Origin of the sequence: Magnetospirillum sp. 15-1, from assembly GCF_900184795.1 — a bacterium.
Taxonomy (GTDB): domain Bacteria; phylum Pseudomonadota; class Alphaproteobacteria; order Rhodospirillales; family Magnetospirillaceae; genus Phaeospirillum.
In genome coordinates this window covers 344,250-363,729 of sequence record NZ_FXXN01000026.1, presented here as the reverse complement: position 1 = coordinate 363,729, position 19,480 = coordinate 344,250, and the positions used below count along the sequence as shown (strand labels likewise).

Genomic DNA, 19,480 nt, shown 5'->3' with positions numbered 1-19,480 from the left:
GAGAACGAGGATCGAACCATGGGATATGCGGATCTCAGAGGGTTCCTGGACGATATCGGCCCGGACTTGCTGCGCATCGACGACCGGCTTTCGCCCCGCCACGAGATCGCCGCCGTTCTGGCCGGGGCGCAGTCCTCGGGCAAGGCGGTGCTGATTGAAAACGTCGACGGCTATCCGGGGGTGCGGGTGGCGGGCAACCTGCTGGGCAGTCGCCGGCTGATGGCCCGCGCCATGGGAACCACCGAGGAGCGGCTGGCCGACACCTATCTGGGCGCCCGACACCATGCCCGCGCCCCCGTGCCGATGGACGGACCCGCCCCGGTGAAGGAAGTGGTCCACAAGGCTCCCGCCGACGTGGCCGCCATCCTGCCGATCCTCACCCATCACGAGGACGACGCCGCCCCATATATTACCTGCGGGGTGGTCCTGGCCCGCGACCCGGATACGGGGCGCCGCGCCATGGGCATCCACCGTATGATGGTCCATGGCGGTAACCGGCTGGGTATCCTGCTGGCCAATCCGCCGCTGTCGCTCTATCTGGCGGCTGCCGAGAAAGCGGGCCGTCCATTGGAAGTGGCGGTGGCGCTGGGCGTCGACCCCGCGATGCTGCTGGCCGCCGTCATCAAGGCCGGGGCCGACGGGCCGGACAAGCTGGAGATCGCCGGCGGATTGCGCGGCCATCCCCTGGAGATGACCCCTGGTCTGACGGTGGATCTCGACATTCCGGCCCGTGCCGAGGCCGTGATCGAGGGGCGCGTGCTGCCGGGCGTGCGCCGGGAGGAAGGGCCGTTCGGCGAGAATACCGGCTACTACTTCTCCAACGTCAGCCCGGTGATGGAGGTCTCGGCCATCCTGCACCGCCGCGACCTTATCTATGCCGGGCTGTGCCCGTGGACGGTCGAGGTGGACAATCTGCTGTCACTGGCCGCCGGCGCCGACCTGCTGGGGCAGTTGCGCAACCACGGCCACGGCGTCCGGGATCTGGAACTGGTGGCGGGCACCTGTGGCTTCAACGCCGTACTGGCGGTGGACGGGCTCAAGCCGCACGAGGTGCGCCGGCTGATCCTGCTGGCGCTGGGTCTCGACCGGCGGCTGAAATCCATCACCGTGGTGGATGCCGACATCGATATCCGTGATCCCCGCCACGTCTCGTGGGCTCTGGCCACCCGCTACCAGCCCGACCGGGATACGGTGATCCTGTCGGGGCTGGAGGGCTATGTGATCGACCCGTCGCCGCCGGCCGACGGCAGCGGTTCGAAGATCGGTTTCGACGCCACCAGGGGCGGGCAGGCCGCCGGCAAGCGCATCGCCATCCCTGCCGCCGCCATGGAGCGGGCGGCACGGGTGCTGGCCGGGATGACGAGGCCATGAACCGGCTGGTGGAACTGGCCGGCGAGACCTGTTCCGGCCTGGGTGAGGGGCGGGCCTTCACCTCGCTGGGCTGGTTCTTGCGGGAATGCGAGACGCGGCTGGGGTTCACTCCCTATCCCGGGACCTTCAATCTGCGAATTTCCAGTCCGCACTGGCCGGGAATCCGGTCCGAACTGCTGGACAGCCATGGGATCCGCATCCCCCCGCGCGAGGGTTGCTGCGCAGCCGCCTGCTTCAGAGCGCTTCTGGCCGGAACGGTCGAGGCCGCGCTGGTGATCCCCGATGTCGCCGGCTACCCGGCCGACAAGGCCGAACTGCTGGCCGCGACCCCCATCCGCAACCGCCTGGGAGTGGTCGACGGAGATCGGTTGACCCTTCACGTCCAATTCTAGACCCGGCCACCGCAGCCATCGGGGCCGAACGACAACACCGGAGAGGAAGATGAGCAACTCCACCCTGACCCTCGACCGCAAGGTCACCTACTTCGACGAGGCCGTCGAGACCCTGCCGCGCGAACAACTGGCCGGGCTTCAGTTCCGCAAGCTGAAGGCCATGATGGCCGAACTGTGGGGTAAGAACCGGTTCTATACCGGGAAATGGAAGGCTGCCGGCATCCATCCGGACGACATCGTCTCGCTGGCCGACATCGCCAAGCTGCCGGTAACCACCAAGAAGGAACTGGTGGAGGATCAGGCCGCCAACGGTCCGTTCGGCACCAACCTAACCTACCCGGCGGCTGATTACGTCCGCTTCCACCAGACCTCGGGAACCACCGGCAATCCGCTGCGGGTTCCTGATACGGAGCAAAGCTGGGACTGGTTCGGCGATTGCTGGGCCCATGTCCTGGCCGGAGCGGGGGTCGGGCCGGGTGACCGCTTCTTCATGGCCTTCAGCTTCGGCCCCTTCGTCGGGTTCTGGGCGGCTGTCGAGGGGGCTCGCAAGGTCGGCGCCATGATGATTCCGGGCGGCGGGCGCGATTCCCTGCAACGGCTGGAACTGATGCGCGACGCCGGGGCCACCGTGCTGGCCTGCACGCCCACCTACGCGCTCCGTCTGGCCGAGGTGGCGCGGGAGAGCGGTTTCGACCTGTCGTCGATCCCCATTCGCGCCACCGTCCATGCCGGTGAGCCCGGAGCCAACATTCCCGCCACCAAGCAACGCATCGAGGATACGTGGTCGGCATCGTGCTTTGACCATGCCGGAGCGACCGAGGTGGGCGCCCATTCCTTCGAATGCCAGGCCCAGCCCGGCGGAACCCATCTGATCGAGAGCGAGTTCTTCGCCGAGATTCTCGACCCCCGGACCCTGCTGCCGGTCGGCCCCGGCGAAAAGGGCGAGCTGGTGATCACCAATCTCGGCCGCTGGGCCTTCCCGGTGATCCGCTACCGCACCGGTGACATCGTCAGACCCGTCTACGAGCGTTGCGCTTGCGGCCGTACCTCAATGCGCTTCGAGGGGGGGGTGATCGGTCGGGCCGACGACATGGTGACGGTGCGCGGCGTCAACGTCTACCCCGCCGCGGTCGAGAACATCATCCGCCAGTTTCCCGAAGTGGACGAGTTCCGCATCACCGTCGAAACAGTGCGGCACATGGACGAGATGTCCATCGAGCTGGAACTGGACGGTGACGGCGAGGAGGTCATCCGGCCGATGGCCGAGCGTCTGTACGCCATGCTGGGGTTTCGCCCCAAGGTCGAGGCGCTGCCTCGCGGCGCGTTACCCCGCTTCGAGTTGAAGGCGCGACGCTTCCATGTCCGGCGATAGCGGCGGTTCCGCCACCCTGGCGACGGCGCGGGCGTTTCTCGACGGCCATCATGTGCTGTCGCTGGCGCTGGCCGGAGAGGGCGGCTTCCCGCACGCCTGCTCGCTGATGTACGCCAACGACGGCTTCGTCCTGTACTGGCTGTCCGATCCCGCCGCCCGCCATTCCCGGCTGATCGATGCCGGGGGACGGGTGGCGGCCATGGCGACGGTGGCGCCGGACTATGCCGATTTCCGGCAGGTTCGCGGGCTGCAATTGGCCGGCGAGGCATCGCGGACCACGGGGTCCGGCGAGGCCGCAGTGGCGCTGGCCCGCCTGGTCGGCCGGTACGGCTTCCTCAAGGCCGACGGGCGGGCGCCGGCCATCGCCGCCGCACTGGCCAAGGCCGTCGTCTATCGGCTGACGGTCGGACGGGCGACCTATATCGATAATACCCGGTCCTTCGGCAGCAAGGAGAGCTTCGCCGTGGACGGAGCTTGTGGGGAATATCCATGACGCGACGCATCAAGTCCCTGGTGGCGGCTTTCGGCAGCCTCGCCGCACCGCTGGTCCTGGCCGCCCTGGCACTGTCTGGGCAGTCCCCGGGGCCGGCCGCCCTGGCCGTGGTCGGGCTGGGGCTGCTGGCCGGCGGCTGGGTCGCCGTCGGCCGTATCCGCCAGGCCGGCCTGACCGGGCTGGGCGGGCCGTCGTTCAGGGAGGAGGTGGCGATGGCCATGTTCGATCTGTCGTCGGACGCCGGCATGGTGATCGTCGATGGCCGGTTCGCCGAGTGCAATTCCGCCGCCGCCCGGCTGCTCGGCTGCGAGCGGCGCCAGGATGTCCTTGCCGTTTCGCCCTCCGAGATATCGCCGGAGTTCCAGCCCGACGGCCGCCGGTCGGACGAGAAGGCCGCCGAGATGATCGGACAGGCCCTGGAGAACGGTTCCAACCGCTTCGAATGGATGCACAGCCGCCGCGACGGCGAGGGCTTTCCGGTCGTGGTGACCCTGACGGTGGCGGCCATCGGCGGCCGGCCGGCGGTGCTGGTCAACTGGCACGACATCGGCGAGCTGGTCTGTGCCCGGCGGGCACAGACCGAGGCCCATGCGGGTCAGGCCGAGGCCCTGCGCGGCGTGGCCGACCAGTTCGAGGCGGGTATCTCGGCGATCGTTCAGTCCCTGGGCACGGCGGTCGAGCATCTGCGCGAAGGCGCGCGACGCATGGCCGGAACGGCGGAGGAGGGCAGCGGGCGCTCGGCCCGGGTCGCCACCGCCTCGGGCGAGGCCTCGGCCAATGTGGGGCGTGTGGCTTCGGCGGCCGGCCAGTTGTCGGCCTCGGTGGGGCAGGTGGGGGAGAGGATGAACGAATCCGCCCGCATCGCCGGGCGGGCGGTGGAGGAGGCCACGCGCACCAACGCCATGGTGGAAGGGCTGGCCGAGGCCGCCCGCCGGATCGGCGACGTGGTCAGCCTGATCAACGATATCGCCGCCCAGACCAACCTGCTGGCCTTGAACGCCACCATCGAGGCGGCGCGGGCCGGCGAGGCGGGCAAGGGCTTCGCCGTGGTGGCGGGCGAGGTCAAGAATCTCGCCAACCAGACGGCCAAGGCCACCGACGAGATCCAGGCCCAGGTTTCCCAGATGCAGTCGGTGACCAACACGGTGGTTTCCGCCATCCAGTCCATCACTGGAACCGTCGAGACCATGAACCGCATCACCGGGGATATCGCCGTGGCGGTCGAGCAGCAATCGGTGACGGCCAGCGAGATCGCCGAGGCGATCGGCGAGACGGCCAGCCGCACCCGCGAGGTCTCGGAAAACGCCGCCACCTTGTCGGCGGCGGCGGGAGAGACCGGGAGCATGGCCGCCTCCCTGACGCGGGAGGCCGACGCCCTTTCCGGCCAGTCGGCCCGGCTGCGGGAGCAGGTGGGGGCGTTTCTCGACCGGGTTCGGGCCTCCTGAGCGGGGCGGGCGATGTCAGGGGATCGGCCGGCGGCCGTGGATGGTCAGGCCGTAGCCGTCCAGTGCGACGGGGGCCTTGGCGCTGTTGCTGAGCAGGACTATTCGCGATATCCCGAGGTCCAGCAAAATCTGGGCGCCGATGCCGTAATCCCTCAATCCACCCGGCTCGGGCGGGTGGATGTCGAGGGCGCGCGCCCGCTCGGACACCGAGGTGGGCCGGGGGTCGCGCATCAGCAGCACGACGCCCCGGCCGTGTTCGGCGATGATCCGCATGGAATCGCGCAAGGTGTTGGCCCGGCCGCCCCGGCTGGCGCCCAACAGGTCGTCGAGGACGCTGAGGGGATGGATGCGGGCCAGCACCGGCTCGCCATCGTCGACGTCTCCCTTGATCAGCGCCACGTGCTCGGCATACGAGACGGTATTGGCGTAGACGGCCATGCGCCAGCTTCCGCCATGGATGGAGTCGAAGGTGGCGTCGGTCTTGCGCCGCACCAGCCGTTCGTGGCGGCGGCGATAGGCGATCAGCCCCTCGATGCTGGCGATGCGCAGTCCGTGCCGCCGGGCGAAGGCCATCAGGTCCGGCAACCTCGCCATGGTGCCGTCATCGTTCATGATCTCGCAGATCACCCCGGCCGGAACCAGCCCGGCGAGACGGGCGATGTCGACCGAGGCTTCGGTATGGCCGGCCCGCACCAGGACGCCGCCGTCGCGGGCCATCAGCGGGAAGACATGGCCGGGGCTGACGAGATCCTGGTATCCCCTGCCCGGATCGGTCGCCACAGAGATGGTCCGGGCGCGGTCGGCGGCCGAAATACCGGTGGTCACCCCCTCCCTGGCTTCCACCGAGACGGTGAAGGCCGTGCCGTGCAGGTCGGCCGCCGCTTCGTTCATCAGCGGCAGATGCAAGTCCTCGACCCGCTGGCGGGTCAGCGCCAGACAGATGAGCCCCCGGCCGTGGGTCGCCATGAAATTGACCGCCTCGGGGCCGCACTTTTCGGCCGGGATGACCAGGTCACCCTCGTTCTCGCGGCTTTCGTCGTCGATGATGATGAACATCTCGCCCCGGCGGGCGCCGGCGATTACGTCTTCGATGGGCGACAAGAAATCATTGCGGGGCACAGTGTCTCTCCTGAAAAAATCCCGCCGCCTTTGAAGCGGCGGGAAGAAGGTTCGGGCAGAGGGTTTCCGCCCTGGAGAATATAGGAGATGAAAGCCTTTCCCTCGGGAGGAGAGGGGCAGGGTATTGGCCTGATATCTGTCTGGAAATACTCCTCCTGTTCCGTTGCTTCCCTTTGCGCAACTCGTCCGGCGCCGGCATGCAGGAGCAAGCGCCGTGCCAGTTGCCGCGCCTGGATTTTCCGGGCTCTTCGCCTGGACGATTGCAGCAAATCCGCCGCCGGCTTCCGGCTGGTCTCCCGATCCTGTCGAATTTGATCAATTCCCGCCGTTCCGGAGGAGCCGATGTCCGAACGACCCGACGACCCCTATCGACTTTTTGGCCTCTGGCTGGCCGAAGCCGGGCTGTCCGAGCCCGACGCCCCGCGGGATGCGGCCCTGGCCGTGGCCGACGCGCAGGCGTGGCCGCGGGTGCGCATGATTCGTCTGGACGGCTGGGGAGCGGGAGGCTTCATCATGCAGCCGCACCCCGGCTTCCCGGAAGAGTGGGATGCCGTCTTCGCCGCCGGCCGGAATGCCGCCTTGTGCTTTCACTGGAAGACCATCCGGCGTCAGATTCGCGTCGAGGGGCGGCTGGAAGCGCCGGCGGGCCGCTTCCCGGCTCTCCGCCTGGTCTCAGAGCGGATCGAATTCTGGCGCGACCGTCCGTTCCGCCTGCACGACCGCTTCGTCTATCGGGCGGACCGGGGATGGAGCCGAGAGGAGTTGTATCCGTGACCTCCTGCCAATCAGCAAAGGTCCTGGCCGATCTGTCGAAGTGCGTCGTGATCGGCGGCACCGCCCGGCATGGCGCCGGATGCAGACGATCACCCCGTATCGATCTGCTTTACGGAGCGGCCGGCTATAGGATGGAGCGGTGTCGTTCCAGGGCCTCGCGCACCACGGGGCTAAGCCCGGCGCCCGCAGTTTCGTCCACATGGCTCAGCAGGTCGATACGCATGCCGGGGTCCCACGATCGCCGGATATGGAGGGCCAGGTCATGCAGGGCCTGGGGGCGGTCGGGCATGGCGTCGAAGAAAAGGCCGATCTGGTTGGCCATCTTGACGAGCTTTTCCACGTTCATTACTTGCGTTTCCATCCGATCAATCGTGAATGCGTCCGGGGTGCGTGTAGACGACGTGGCTGCCCTGGCGCAGGAACCCCACCAGGGTGAGGTTCAGGCGTTCCGCCATCTCGATGGCCAGGGATGTCGGCGCCGAGATGGCGGCCAGGGTGCCGATCCCGACGGCGGCGGCCTTCTGCACCAGTTCGTAGCTGGCGCGGCTGGTGACCAGGGCGACGCCCGCCCCGAAATCGCCGCGCGCGGCGGCGACGGCACCGATCATCTTGTCCAGGGCGTTGTGCCGGCCCACATCCTCGCGCGATAGCACGATACCGCCGTCCTGGGCGATCCAGGCGGCGGCATGGGTGGCCCCCGTCGCCTGCTGCAGCGGCTGGCATTCCCGAAGCCGCCGCAGCGCCCCCTGGAGATTGGCGGCGCGGCAGGCCACTCCGCCCGCCACCGGCGGCAGCGGACGGAATACCTGGCCCAGGCTTTCCGCTCCGCACAGGCCGCAGCCGGTGCGCCCGGCCAGATTGCGGCGGCGCTGCCGCAGACCGGCGAAACGCTCGGTCTGGATGGTCATCTTGATGGCGATGCCCTCCTCCAGTTCGGCCAGTTCCAGGTCCAACAGTTCCCGGGGGCGGGCGATAATGCCCTCGGTCAGGCTGAAGCCCAGGGCGAAGTCTTCCAGATCGGCGGGCGAGGCCAGCATGACGGCGAAAGAGACGCCGTTGTATTCCAGGGCGATCGGCATCTCGACCGCGACGTCGTCCACCACGGGGCGGGTTCCGCCGTCGCCCCATCGCCGGACGTCCGCCGCCATCATGGTCAGGTTCATGGTCATCTCCCGCGCCGTTGCCGTGGGGGAGCGGGCCGACCGGCAATGTCGTCCAGCCTGGTCCGCCATTCGGCGGGGTCCACAGCCGCCGTGATCTGGACCGCCGTGACCTTGAACTCGGGGCAGTTGGTGGCCCAGTCGGAATTGTCGGTGGTGATCACGTTGGCCCCCGATTCGGGGAAATGGAAGGTGGTGTAGACCACGCCGGGCTGGACGCGGTCGGTGACGGCGGCCCTCAGCGCCGTGCGGCCCGAACGGGATTCCACGCCCACCCATTCGCCGTCCCGGATGCCGCGCTCGTCGGCGTCGTGGGGATGGATCTCCAGCATGTCCTCGGCGCAGAACCGCACGTTCTCGGTCCGGCGGGTCTGGGTCCCGACATTGTACTGGGACAGGATGCGGCCGGTGGTCAGCAGCAGCGGAAAGCGCCGGGTGACCTTCTCGTCGGTCGGGATGTACTGGGTGACGAAGAAGCGTCCCTTGCCGCGGACGAACTCATCGACATGCATGGTGGGGGTCCCGGCGGGCGCCTTGCCGCCGCAGGGCCATTGGACCGAGCCCTGGCGCTCGATGAGGTCGTAGCTGACGCCCTCGAAGGTCGGGGTCAGGGCGGCGATCTCGTCCATGATCTCCGAGGGATGGGAATAGCGCATGGGATAGCCGAGCGCCTCGGACAGGGCCATGGTGGTCTCCCAGTCCGCCCGCCCGGCCAGGGGGGGCATCACCTTGCGGACCCGCGAAATCCGCCGTTCGCCGTTGGTGAAGGTGCCGTCCTTTTCCAGGAACGAGGAACCGGGCAGGAAGACGTGGGCGTAGCGGGCGGTCTCCGACATGAAGATATCCTGCACCACGACGCATTCCATGTTCCGCAGCGCCTCGACCACGTGGCGGGTGTTTGGGTCGGACTGGACGATGTCCTCGCCCTGGATGTAGATCCCCTTGAAGCGGCCGTGATGGGCGGCGTCCAGCATGTTGGGAACGCGCAGGCCTGGCTCGGGGTCGAGGCGGACACCCCAGGCCCGCTCGAAGGTGGCGCGGGTGGCATCGTCCGAGACGTGGCGGTAACCCGGAAGCTCGGTGGGGAACGAGCCCATGTCGCACGATCCCTGGACGTTGTTCTGGCCGCGCAGCGGCGTCACGCCGACCCCTTCGCGGCCCACGTTGGCCGTGGCCATGGCGAGATTGGCGATGGCCATCACCGCGGTCGAGCCCTGCGAGTGCTCCGTCACCCCCAGGCCGTAGAAGATGGCGGCGTTGCCTCCCGTGGCATACAGGCGGGCGGCCCCGCGCAGGTCGGCGGCGGGAACGCCGGTGACCGCCTCGGTGGCTTCGGGCGAGTTCTCGGGACGCGCGGCGAAGTCCCGCCAGTGGCGGAACGATTCGGTGTCGCAGCGCGCCGCGATGAACTGCTCGGCCAGCAATCCCTCGGTGACGATTACGTGGGCCATGGCGGTGGCCACCGCCACGTTGGTGCCGGGGCGCAGCTTCAGGTGGAAATCCGCCTTGACGTTGGGCGAGCGGACCATGTCGATGGCCCGAGGATCGATGACGATCAGTCTGGCACCCTCGCGGACCCGCCGCTTCAGCCGGGCGCCCACCACCGGGTGTCCGTCGGTGGGATTGGCGCCCATCACCACGATGACGTCGGCCTTGTCGACCGAGGCGAAGGTCTGGGTGCCCGCCGATTCGCCCAGGGTCTGCTTCAGCCCGTAGCCGGTGGGCGAGTGGCAGACGCGGGCGCAGTTGTCGACGTTGTTGTTGCCGAAGGCGGCGCGGATCAGCTTCTGGACCAGATAGTCCTCTTCATTGGTGCAGCGCGACGACACCAGCCCACCGACCGCGCCCTTGCCGTAGCGGGCCTGGATGCGCTTGAACTCGCCGGCGGCGTGGGCCAGGGCCTCGTCCCAGCCGACCTCGCGCCAGGGCTCGTCGATGGAGGCCCGCACCATGGGCTTGACGATGCGGTCGGGGTGGGTGGCGTAGGTCCAGGCGAAGCGGCCCTTGACGCAGGCGTGCCCCTCGTTGGCCCCGCCGGCCTTGTTCGGCGTCATGCGAACCACCCGGTTGCCCTTCACCTCGGCCCGGAAGCTGCAGCCGACGCCGCAATAGGCGCAGGTGGTCACCACCACGCGGTCGGCCTGTCCGGCCTCGATCACGCTCTTTTCCATCAGGGTGGCGGTGGGGCAGGCGGCGACGCAGGCGCCGCACGACACGCAGTCGGATTCGATGAAGCTCCGGTTGGTGCCCGCCGCCACCCGCGAGGCGAAGCCACGCCCGGCCATGGTCAGGGCGAAGGTTCCCTGGATGCTTTCGCAGGCCCGGACGCAGCGGCCGCAGACGATGCACTTGGCCGGATCATAGGTGAAATAGGGATTGCTCTCGTCCTTTCGGGACTGGAAATGGTTGGCGCCGTCGGCCCCGTAGCGGACCTCGCGCAGGCCGACCCGGCCCGCCATCTCCTGCAATTCGCAATTGCCGTTGGCGGCGCAGGTCAGGCAGTCCAGCGGATGGTCGGAGATGGTCAGCTCCATGACGCCGCGCCGCAGCCGGGCGAGGCGCGGCGTTTCGGTGCGGACCTTCATCCCGGCCTCGACCGGCGTGGTGCAGGACGCGGGCGTGCCCCGCCGCCCCTCGATCTCCACCAGGCACAATCGGCAGGCGCCCACCGCTTCCAGGCGGTCGGTGGCGCAGAGCTTGGGGATCGAGACCCCCGCTTCGGAGGCGGCCCGCATCACCGAGATTCCCTCGGGGACCCTGACCGGGACGCCGTCGATTTCCAGCTCGACCAGCCGGTCGGAAATCCGCTCCGGCGTGCCGTGGTCGCATTCCATCAGATGGTTCATGACGGGAAATCCTCGGGAAAATGGTCAAGGGCGGACAGCACCGGGAACGGGGTCATTCCGCCCATAGCGCACAGTGAGCCGCTCTGCATCACCTCGCACAGGTCCCGCAGCAGACCGATCCCGGCGGTGTCGCGGCGGCGGATGATGTCGTCCATCAGTTCTACGCCGCGGGTCGAGCCGATGCGGCAGGGCGTGCACTTGCCGCAGGATTCCAGGGCGCAGAACTCCATGGCGAAGCGGGCCTGGCGGGCCATGTCCACGCGATCATCGAATACCACCACGCCGCCGTGTCCCAGGACGGCGCCCCGAGCGGCGAAGGACTCGTAGTCGAGCGGGGTGTCGAGGAGCGATGGCGGCAGGTAGGCGCCCAGCGGGCCGCCGACCTGGACGGCCCGCACCGGCCGCCCGGAGGCGGTGCCGTCACCGAACTCGTCGATCATCCGCCCCAGCGGCATCCCGAACGCCACCTCCACCAGGCCGCCCTGGCGGATGTTGCCGGCCAACTGCACCGGCAGGGTGCCGCGCGACCGGCCCATGCCGAATTCCTGGTAGAAGCCGGAGCCCCGGTCGAGGATCAGAGGCACGGCGGCCAATGAGATGACGTTGTTGACCACGGTGGGGCGCCCGAACAGCCCGTGCAGGGCGGGCAGCGGCGGCTTGGCCCGGACCACGCCGCGCCGCCCTTCCAGGCTTTCCAGCAGGGCGGTCTCTTCACCGCAGACATAGGACCCGGCCGCCCTGCGCACCCGGACGCGGAACGCCCGGCCCGATCCCAGGACGCTGGCGCCCAGCAGGCCCCGCTCGCCGGCGATGGCCACCGCCCGGTCGAGCGTGGCGAAGGCGGCGGGGTATTCGCTGCGGACGTAGATGTAGCCTTCCTCGGCTCCTACCGCCAGCCCGGCGATGATCATGCCCTCCAGCAGCAGGAAGGGGTCGCCCTCCATGACCATGCGGTCGGCGAAGGTGCCGGAATCTCCCTCGTCGGCATTGCAGACCACGTATTTGGGCTGCGCCGGCGCGTCGAGCACCGTCCGCCACTTGATGCCGGTGGGGAAGGCGGCGCCGCCGCGCCCGCGCAGCCCGGACTCGGCCACCGCCCTGACGATGGCGCCCGAGTCCAGCCGCAAGGCATTGCGCAGGCCGTCCAGTCCGCCGTGGGCCGCGTAGTCGTCCAGGGACAGCGGGTCGGTGATCCCCGCCCTGGCGAAGGTCAGCCGCTGCTGGCGGCGCAGCCAGGGCAAGTCGTCCACCACGCCCAGGCACAGGGGATGGCCGCCCTTTTCCAGGAATTCGGCGTCGAACAGGCCGGGGACGTCCTCGGCGGCCACCGGGCCGAAGCCGATCCGGCCGCGTGGCGTCGTCACTTCGACCAGCGGCTCCAGCCAGAACATCCCGCGCGAACTGTTGCGCACCAGCCGGATGGGCAGGCCTCGGCGCCGCGCCTCGGCGACCATGGCGGCGGCGACCGCCTCGGCCCCCAGGGCTATGGCGCAGGTATCGCCGGGGACATGGACGATCACGGTCATCGGGCACCCCGCATGCCGGCGATCAGGGCGTCAAGCCTGGCCGGAGTAAGGCGGGCGTGCGGTTCGCCGCCGTTCACCAGGGCGGCCGGTCCGGAGGCGCACAGGCCTAGGCAGAAGGCGGCCTCCAGGGTGACGGCTCCGTCGGCGGTGGTCTCGTGGAAACCGCAGCCCAGCACTCCGGCGGCGTGCTCGGCCAGGGCGTCGGCGCCGCGCGCCTGGCAGGCCTCGGCCCGGCAGAGGTGCAGTACCGAGGCGCCGGCCGGTTCCGTGCGGAAATGATGGTAGAAGCTGACCACGCCGTGCACTTCGGCCGCCGAACGGTTCAGGGCCGTGGCGATGGCGGGAATGGCCCCGGCCGGGATATGCCCCAGCCGGTCCTGGATGGCGTGCAGGATGGGCAAAAGCGCCCCCGGCTCGGCCTTCAGTTCATCGACGATCGCGTCGACGGCGGCAAGGTCCGGTGAATGATGCGTGGTCAATGCAAGGTCCTCGGTGATGAAGCTGGGGGGAAGGGGCGCCGCGATCGGAGGGGAGGCCCCCCCCCGGTCGCGGCGGCCGGCTTCAACGGAACAGCAGGAACGTCTTCTGCAGCGTGATCCAGATGCCCCAGCCCAGCGGAATCCACACCGCCGCCCAGGCCAGGCCCACCTTCCACGAATGGCTGACCTCGTGCCCCAGGGCGGCGACGTCCTCGATGAAGTGCTGGTGGGTGTCATCGGCCAGCTTCTTCTCCTCGGCCATCTCACCGGAACTCATGTGGTACTTCTCGTGGACGGTGGTCACCAGCCAGTTGCAGGCGAAGCCGACCAGCAGCAGCCCGGCCAGGATGTACATGGTGATGGAATAGGCTTCGGCGCGGGCCACCCCGTGTTCGAGCTGGTATTCCCGGATGTAGTTCACCAGCACCGGCCCCAGCACGCCCGCCGTCGACCAGGCGGTCAGCAGCCGGCCGTGGATGGCGCCCACCATCTTGGTGCCGAATATGTCGGCCAGATAGGCGGGGACGGTGGCGAAGCCGCCGCCGTACATGGACAAGATGATGCAGAAGGTGCCGACGAACAGCGCCAGCGCGCCGCTCTTGGCGGCGAACGGCACAGAGGCGTAGAGCACGAAGCCCAGCAGGAAGAAGGTGTAGTAGGTGGCCTTGCGCCCGATCTTGTCGGAGAAGGAGGCCCAGGCGAACCGGCCGCCGATGTTGAACAGCGACAACAGGCCGGTGAAGCCGGCGGCCACGGCGGCGATCTGCCCTTTCTGGGCGGAGGTCAGTTCGTTGTAGGTGGCCGCGACGCCGATCAGCTTGCCGGCGAACACCTCCTGGAGCAGCGGCGACGCCATGCCCAGGATGCCGATGCCGGCGGTGACGTTGAGGCACAGGACCGACCAGACCAGCCAGAATTGCGGGGTCTTCCAGGCGACGTTCACGTGGACGTGGTTGTCGGTGATCATCGCCTTGCGGCCGGCATTGGCGGGCGGTGTCCAGCCGGCCGGCTTCCAGTTCTCGGCCGGAACGCGGTAGCCCAGGGCGCCGCTCATCATGAACACGAAGTAGATCGCCGCCATGGTCACGAAGGTCTCCCACACGCCGACCGAGGTCGGTGTGGCGTAGTGCTTCATCAGCAGGTCGGCCAGCGGGGCGCCGATCATCGCGCCGCCGCCAAAGCCCATGATGGCCATGCCGGTGGCCATGCCTCGGCGGTCGGGGAACCACTTGATCAGGGTCGATACCGGCGAGATGTATCCCAGCCCCAGTCCGATGCCGCCGATCACGCCCGAACCCAGCCACAGCATCCAGATCTGGTGGGTGGCGACCCCCAGCGCCGAGATCAGAAGGCCGCCGCACCAGCACAGGGCGGAGACCACGCCGGCCTTGCGCGGCCCGGCCTTCTCCAGCCAGCCGCCCCAGATGGCGGCCGACGAGCCGAGGAAGACGAAGAACAGGGTATACATCCAGCCCAGCATCGAGATCTTCCAGTCGCAGCCGGTGGCGACGATCTCCTGGAGAAAGCTCATATCCTTGGGGCAGGCCAGCGGCTCGGTGATGCCGACTGCGCGCGACAGCGGCAGCCAGAATACCGAGAAACCGTAGGCCATGCCGATGCACAGGTGGATGGCCAGTGCGGCCGGCGGCACCAGCCACCGATTGAATCCTGGTCGTGCCACGGTGTGCTCGCGCGCCAGGAGTCCTAGCGGCGCAGCAATAGCGGTTGCGCTCATTTTAACCTCCCAAGTGTTTTTCCACAGATTGTATGCCGTGTGGAATTATTTATTATGGTATTCGTATGTTGAACTATTTTCCTCTTATAGAGATATATTGCAGGCTACGTGTTTTTTACATCAAGAAAATCCGAACGATCGTTAGGTATTTCCGAACATGTCGTCGATGCTCTTTGCTTCCGCAATCAGTGACTTGATCATGGGCGGCTCTGGATCTCGGGCCAGGGACACCAGGCCGACCGACCACGACACGTTCGGATCGATCAGGTCGAGGACCCGCATGCCCTGGGGAACGCCGATCAGTTCCAGGACGCATCTCGGCACGATGCTGACCCAGTGGCCGGAACAGACATGGGCCAGGATGCTGACGATGGAATTGGTCTCCATGCTGGGCTTGGGGTGATGACCCAATTGCTCGAACACGCCGTCGATGGTCTTGCGGTTCTGCATGTCGGGCGTCAGCAGGCAGAGCGGCGTCTGGGCGGCCTCCTCCCAGGTGACGGCGCCGCGTCCCTCGAACAGGCTTGTCGAGCCGGTGATCAGCACATGGTTCTCCTGCCACAGGGGCGTCATCCGCAGGTCGGGGCTTTGCCCCGATTCCTGGTAGACGATGCCGCCATCCAGTTCGAAGCTGCGCAGCCGCGACAGGATTTGCGGGGTGGGCAGGGACAGGACCTCGATGGTGACCAGCGGGTGCGAGCGCGAGAACGATGCGGTCAGGGTGGCGACCACCGTCAGGGCCGTGGGGATGACGCCCAGGCGCAGGCGGCCGCTGAGGGCGTCGCGGGATTGCGCCAGTTCCTGCTTCAGGTCGTTGGCGCTGGCCACCATCCGCTGGGCATAGCGCACCACGCACAGGCCTTCGGGCGTCAGTCCGGTGAAGTGCTGGCCGCGCTCGACCACCGCCACGCCCAGTTCTGCCTCCAGGTCGCGGATGGCCGCCGACAGCGTGGAGGGCGAGACGTTGCAGACCGCCGCCGCCCGCCCGAAGTGCTTCTCCTTGGCCAGGGCGATCAGATAGGTGTACTTGCGCGAGATCATGCGGCCAATCCTTCGGACAGGTTCGGGGCGAGCGCGCGGTCCAGCGAGGTGAAATGACGCTCCCTGGCGCGCAGTCGCGCGGCCAGCCAGGCGGCGAGCCCTCCCATCGATACCGCCGCCGTCCCTAGCCAGGCCGGGGTGGCGTAGTCGAGAAACATATCCACTCAAATCCCCCTCTCGGCCTCGACGGCTGGGACGGGGTGGCCCGTGGCAATGGCGATGCTGGCCGCGCCGGTTCTGGCGCGTTGGTATGACGAAAGGCCCGGTCCTCCCCGCCGCAGACCGTCGGGCGACGGCAACGGCTTAACCGCGTTCTGTGTTATGATGTTAATTTTCGCGGCACCAAACCATAGCAGCCGAAAAATCACACAGAAATCGAGAAAACCTGCAGGGGTATTTGGGTTTTCCGAATGGCGACCGGGATCAGTGCGGCCGCAGCGGCTTACGGATGGGGGCGAGCGTAATCGATCAATGCCGCTTTCGAGCGGATATGGATGATATAGGGCCGGCCACCTGCCGCCGTGCCGAGACCGGCGACGACAGCAGGACGGCACAAAGAAGGCCGGCGGCGGATTACCGGATCATTCCCACCTCCTCAGGCCATGTCGGTGGCGCGGCGGCGCAGGGTGTCGTGCCGCGCCAATTCCCGCCGGATGGAGCCGAAGCGGAGGTAAAGTGCCGGTACCACCACCATGTTGAGGATGGTGGACGACACCAGTCCGCACAGGATCACCACCGCCATGGGCGCCTGGATCTCGCTGCCCGGCTGGCCGCCCGAAGCCGCCAGCGGGATCAGCGCCAGCCCGGCGGCGAGCGCGGTCATCAGGATGGGCACCAGCCGTTCGCGCGCGCCCCGCCGTACCGCCTCGGCCGGGTCGGCCACGCCTTCGCGCTCGGCCAGATGGTGGATGTGGGCGATCATCATCACGCCGTTGCGGGTGGCGATGCCGAACAGGGTGATCAGACCGATCAGGCTGGCCACCGTCATCACCCCGCCGGTGAGGTACATGCCGATCACGCCGCCGATCAGGGCCAGCGGCAGGTTGAGCATGACCAGCAGGGCGTCCTTCACCGAATGGAAGGCGAGGAACAGCAGCAGGAAGATGCCGGCCACCACCACCAGACTGAGCAAACCCAGCGTGCGGGCGGCCTCGGCGGCGCTTTCGAACTGGCCGCCGAACTCCACATGGTAGCCCTGGGGAAGGCTGACCTCGGCCTCCACCCTGGCCCGCATCTCCTCGACCACGCCGCCGAGATCGCGGCCCGCCACGTTGGCGGTGACCACGATCTTGCGCTGGACGTTCTCGCGGCTGACGCTGTTGGGGCCGCGGTCCTTGGTGACGCTGGCCAGCGCCAGCAGCGGCAGCCGCGCCCCCGAGGACGTGGTGATCAGGGTCTCGCGGATGGAGTCTAGGCTGCCCCGGACATTGGGGTCGTAGCGCACCACCAGGTCGTAGGTGGCCTGCCCCTCCATGATCTTGGAAACGGTGACGCCCGCGAAGGCCGCCTCGATGGCGTCGGCCACCTGCCGTAGCGTCAGGCCGTGCCGCGCGATGGCGCCACGGTCGAACTTGACGGTGAGGAACGGAATGTCTGTCTGCTGCTCGGCGGACACGTCCACCGCACCCGGCACCCGTTCCACCGCCGCCTTGACCTGGGCCGCCACCCGGCGCAGGTCGTAGAGGTCGGTGCCGAAGATCTTGATGGCGATGTTGGCCCGGCTGCCCGACAGCATGTGGTCGATGCGGTGCGAGATGGGCTGGCCGACGATGATGTTCATGCCGGGAATGCGGGCGAAATCCTGGCGCAGCGCGTCGAGAAACGCCTCCTTGCTCCGCTCCTTCATGGTCAGGCTGACCTCGATCTCGGATTCGTGGATGCCAAGCGCATGGGGGTCCAGGGGGGAACGGCCGGTACGGCGCGCCGTGGCCGTCACCTCGGGCTGGCGCAGCAGGGCATCCTCCACCATCTGGCCGAGCACGGCGGATTCCTCCAGCGAGGTGCCGGGCAGGGTGGAGGCCGAAATGGTCAGGGTTCCCTCGTTGAAGTCGGGCAGGAAGGCCTTGCCCGCCAGGCCCAGCGCCGCCATGGCCAGCGCCAGGGCGATGCCGGAGGCCCAGGCCACCGCCTTCCAGCGGGAGAGCGTGGCGGCCAGCACCCGGTCGTAACGGGACACCAGCCAGCGGATCAGGGCGGGCTCGCGGTGCTCTTCCTCACCATCTCGCACCAGCAGCAGCGATGCCATGACCGGCGTCACCGTGATGGCGACGAACAGCGAGGCGGCCAGCGAGATGACGTAGGCAAGGCCCAAGGGCACCATCAGGCGTCCCTCGACCCCGGTCAGGAAGAACAAGGGCAGAAAGACCAGCATGATGATCAGGGTGGCGAAGACGATGGAGCCCTGAATCTCCCTCGTCGCCTCGAACACCACATGGATGGCCGCCTGCCGGTCTTCGGGGGCTAAGCGGCGGTTGCCGTCCAGGCGGCGTACGATGTTCTCCACCACGATGATGGCGTCGTCCACCAGGGCGCCCAGCGCGATGGCGAGACCGCCCAGCGTCATGGTGTTGATGGAGGCGCCCATGGCCTTCATGGCGACGATGGCGGCGACCAGCGACAGCGGCAGGGCGGTCAGCGTGATCAGGGTGGCCCGGCCATTCATCAGGAAGGCGAAGACGATGGCCACCACCAGGATGGCGCCGTCCCTGAGCGCGTCCACCAGATTCCTGACCGAGACGTTGATGAAGTCGGCCTGGCGGAAGATGTCGGTGGCAAGCTCCATGCCCGGCGGCAGGGTCTTGCGCAGATCGGCGAACACCGCGTCCAGACGCCTGGTCAGTTCCAGGGTGTTGACGCCGGGCTGCTTCTGGATGCCCATCACCACCGCCGGCCGGCCGTTGTTGGAGCCGATTCCGCGTCGGATGCCGGGTCCCACCGCCACCTCGGCCACGTCGCGCACCAGCACCGGAACACCGCCCCGGCGCGCCACGGCGGTGGCCCCGACATCGGCGGCGGTCAGCATGCGGCCGATGCCCTGGATCAGGTATTCCTGCCCGCCCTCGGGGTAGAAGCCGGCCGGGGCGTTCTGGTTGCCGTCCTTCAGCGCCGCCAGCACCTCGTCCACCGTGACGCCATAGGCGGCCAGCCGGTCCAGCTTCAGCGTCACCTGATACTGGCGCTCGTCGCCGCCGATGGGCAGCACCTCGGCGACGCCCGGCACCGCCAGGATACGCTTGCGCACCGTCCAGTCGGCGGCGACCTTCAATTCCATGCCGTCGTGACGGTCGGAGCGGAGCGCGATGAACATGATCTCGCCCATCACCGATGCGGCGGGCGCCATCACCGGGGCCGCCGCTTCCGGGGGCAAGGAGGCCCGGGCCAGTTGCAGCTTCTCCGCCACGATCTGGCGCGCCGTCAGGACGTCGGTGCTCCAGTCGAACTCGACGATGACGGTGGACAGGCCGATGCCGGTGGTGGAGCGGACGCGCCGTACTCCCGGCGCGCCGTTCAGCGCCGTCTCGACCGGAAAGGTGACCAGACGTTCCACCTCGGTCGGCGCCATGCCGTGGGCCTCGGTGACGACGGTGACGGCAGGCGCGGTCAAGTCGGGGAAGACGTCGACCGGCATGCGCAGCGTCTCGACGGTTCCCCAGCCCAGCAGCAGCGCGGCGGCGGCCAGCACGAACAGGCGCGAGCGCAGCGACCACTGGATGATATAGGCGATCAT

The 19,480-nt window shown here is 68.3% G+C and carries 16 protein-coding genes; 6 read left to right on the top strand and 10 right to left on the bottom strand.

Translation table 11 applies throughout. The annotated features are described in order from the left end of the window. Window positions 1-18 precede the first annotated feature (18 nt). The 5 genes from CP958_RS17170 to CP958_RS17150 are packed head-to-tail and all read left to right on the top strand — an operon-like array spanning window position 19 to window position 5,073. Window positions 19-1,371 carry a UbiD family decarboxylase gene (locus tag CP958_RS17170; protein ID WP_096703422.1) on the top strand — a complete coding sequence of 451 codons (1,353 nt, stop codon included), beginning with the start codon at window positions 19-21 and terminating at the stop codon, window positions 1,369-1,371. Beyond that, window positions 1,368-1,763, top strand: coding sequence for a DUF120 domain-containing protein (locus CP958_RS17165; RefSeq protein WP_096703421.1), 396 nt, complete (start codon window positions 1,368-1,370; stop codon window positions 1,761-1,763). Before CP958_RS17170 ends, CP958_RS17165 begins: the two co-directional genes overlap by 4 nt. Window positions 1,764-1,812: 49 nt before the next feature. Then, window positions 1,813-3,135, top strand: a complete 1,323-nt coding sequence (locus CP958_RS17160) for an AMP-binding protein (RefSeq protein WP_096703420.1) — start codon at window positions 1,813-1,815, stop codon at window positions 3,133-3,135. Next, complete coding sequence (locus tag CP958_RS17155; RefSeq protein WP_096703419.1) at window positions 3,122-3,628, top strand: pyridoxamine 5'-phosphate oxidase family protein; 507 nt, start codon at window positions 3,122-3,124, stop codon at window positions 3,626-3,628. Before CP958_RS17160 ends, CP958_RS17155 begins: the two co-directional genes overlap by 14 nt. Continuing rightward, window positions 3,625-5,073 (top strand): methyl-accepting chemotaxis protein, encoded by a 1,449-nt coding sequence (locus CP958_RS17150; protein ID WP_096703418.1) that lies wholly within the window; start codon window positions 3,625-3,627, stop codon window positions 5,071-5,073. The genes CP958_RS17155 and CP958_RS17150 overlap by 4 nt, the downstream gene beginning before the upstream one ends. Window positions 5,074-5,088: 15 nt before the next feature. On the opposite strand, the gene ribB is transcribed toward CP958_RS17150, so the two are convergent. Continuing rightward, on the bottom strand, window positions 5,089-6,192 hold the full coding sequence (gene ribB, locus CP958_RS17145) for a 3,4-dihydroxy-2-butanone-4-phosphate synthase (protein WP_096703417.1): 1,104 nt from the start codon (window positions 6,190-6,192) through the stop codon (window positions 5,089-5,091). A gap of 342 nt (window positions 6,193-6,534) precedes the next feature. On the opposite strand from ribB, the gene CP958_RS17140 reads away from it, so the two are divergent. After that, window positions 6,535-6,966 carry a pyridoxine 5'-phosphate oxidase C-terminal domain-containing protein gene (locus CP958_RS17140; RefSeq protein ID WP_096703416.1) on the top strand — a complete coding sequence of 144 codons (432 nt, stop codon included), beginning with the start codon at window positions 6,535-6,537 and terminating at the stop codon, window positions 6,964-6,966. A 124-nt stretch (window positions 6,967-7,090) separates the two neighbouring features. Here CP958_RS17140 and CP958_RS17135 read toward each other — a convergent pair whose 3' ends face one another. From CP958_RS17135 to CP958_RS17100, 9 genes are all read right to left on the bottom strand, one after another. Continuing rightward, window positions 7,091-7,312 (bottom strand): formate dehydrogenase subunit delta, encoded by a 222-nt coding sequence (locus CP958_RS17135; RefSeq protein ID WP_096703415.1) that lies wholly within the window; start codon window positions 7,310-7,312, stop codon window positions 7,091-7,093. Window positions 7,313-7,331: 19 nt separating this feature from the next. Next, entirely contained in the window at window positions 7,332-8,129 is a 798-nt protein-coding gene (gene fdhD, locus CP958_RS17130; protein ID WP_242442951.1) for a formate dehydrogenase accessory sulfurtransferase FdhD, read from the bottom strand. Between the two features lie 2 nt (window positions 8,130-8,131). Further along, the gene (gene fdhF / locus CP958_RS17125) at window positions 8,132-10,972 is read right to left on the bottom strand and encodes a formate dehydrogenase subunit alpha (protein ID WP_096703413.1); all 2,841 of its coding nucleotides are present in this window, start codon (window positions 10,970-10,972) and stop codon (window positions 8,132-8,134) included. Beyond that, on the bottom strand, window positions 10,969-12,498 hold the full coding sequence (locus CP958_RS17120; RefSeq protein WP_096703412.1) for a formate dehydrogenase beta subunit: 1,530 nt from the start codon (window positions 12,496-12,498) through the stop codon (window positions 10,969-10,971). The genes fdhF and CP958_RS17120 overlap by 4 nt, the downstream gene beginning before the upstream one ends. Further along, window positions 12,495-12,977 carry a formate dehydrogenase subunit gamma gene (locus CP958_RS17115; protein WP_096703411.1) on the bottom strand — a complete coding sequence of 161 codons (483 nt, stop codon included), beginning with the start codon at window positions 12,975-12,977 and terminating at the stop codon, window positions 12,495-12,497. Before CP958_RS17115 ends, CP958_RS17120 begins: the two co-directional genes overlap by 4 nt. 82 nt (window positions 12,978-13,059) lie before the next feature. After that, complete coding sequence (locus CP958_RS17110; protein WP_096703410.1) at window positions 13,060-14,712, bottom strand: OFA family MFS transporter; 1,653 nt, start codon at window positions 14,710-14,712, stop codon at window positions 13,060-13,062. A 141-nt stretch (window positions 14,713-14,853) separates the two neighbouring features. Then, the gene (locus tag CP958_RS17105; protein WP_096703409.1) at window positions 14,854-15,753 is read right to left on the bottom strand and encodes a LysR family transcriptional regulator; all 900 of its coding nucleotides are present in this window, start codon (window positions 15,751-15,753) and stop codon (window positions 14,854-14,856) included. Continuing rightward, window positions 15,750-15,917 (bottom strand): hypothetical protein, encoded by a 168-nt coding sequence (locus tag CP958_RS26480; RefSeq protein WP_170959015.1) that lies wholly within the window; start codon window positions 15,915-15,917, stop codon window positions 15,750-15,752. The genes CP958_RS17105 and CP958_RS26480 overlap by 4 nt, the downstream gene beginning before the upstream one ends. Before the next feature lie 431 nt (window positions 15,918-16,348). Continuing rightward, window positions 16,349-19,480, bottom strand: coding sequence for an efflux RND transporter permease subunit (locus CP958_RS17100; RefSeq protein ID WP_096703408.1), 3,132 nt, complete (start codon window positions 19,478-19,480; stop codon window positions 16,349-16,351).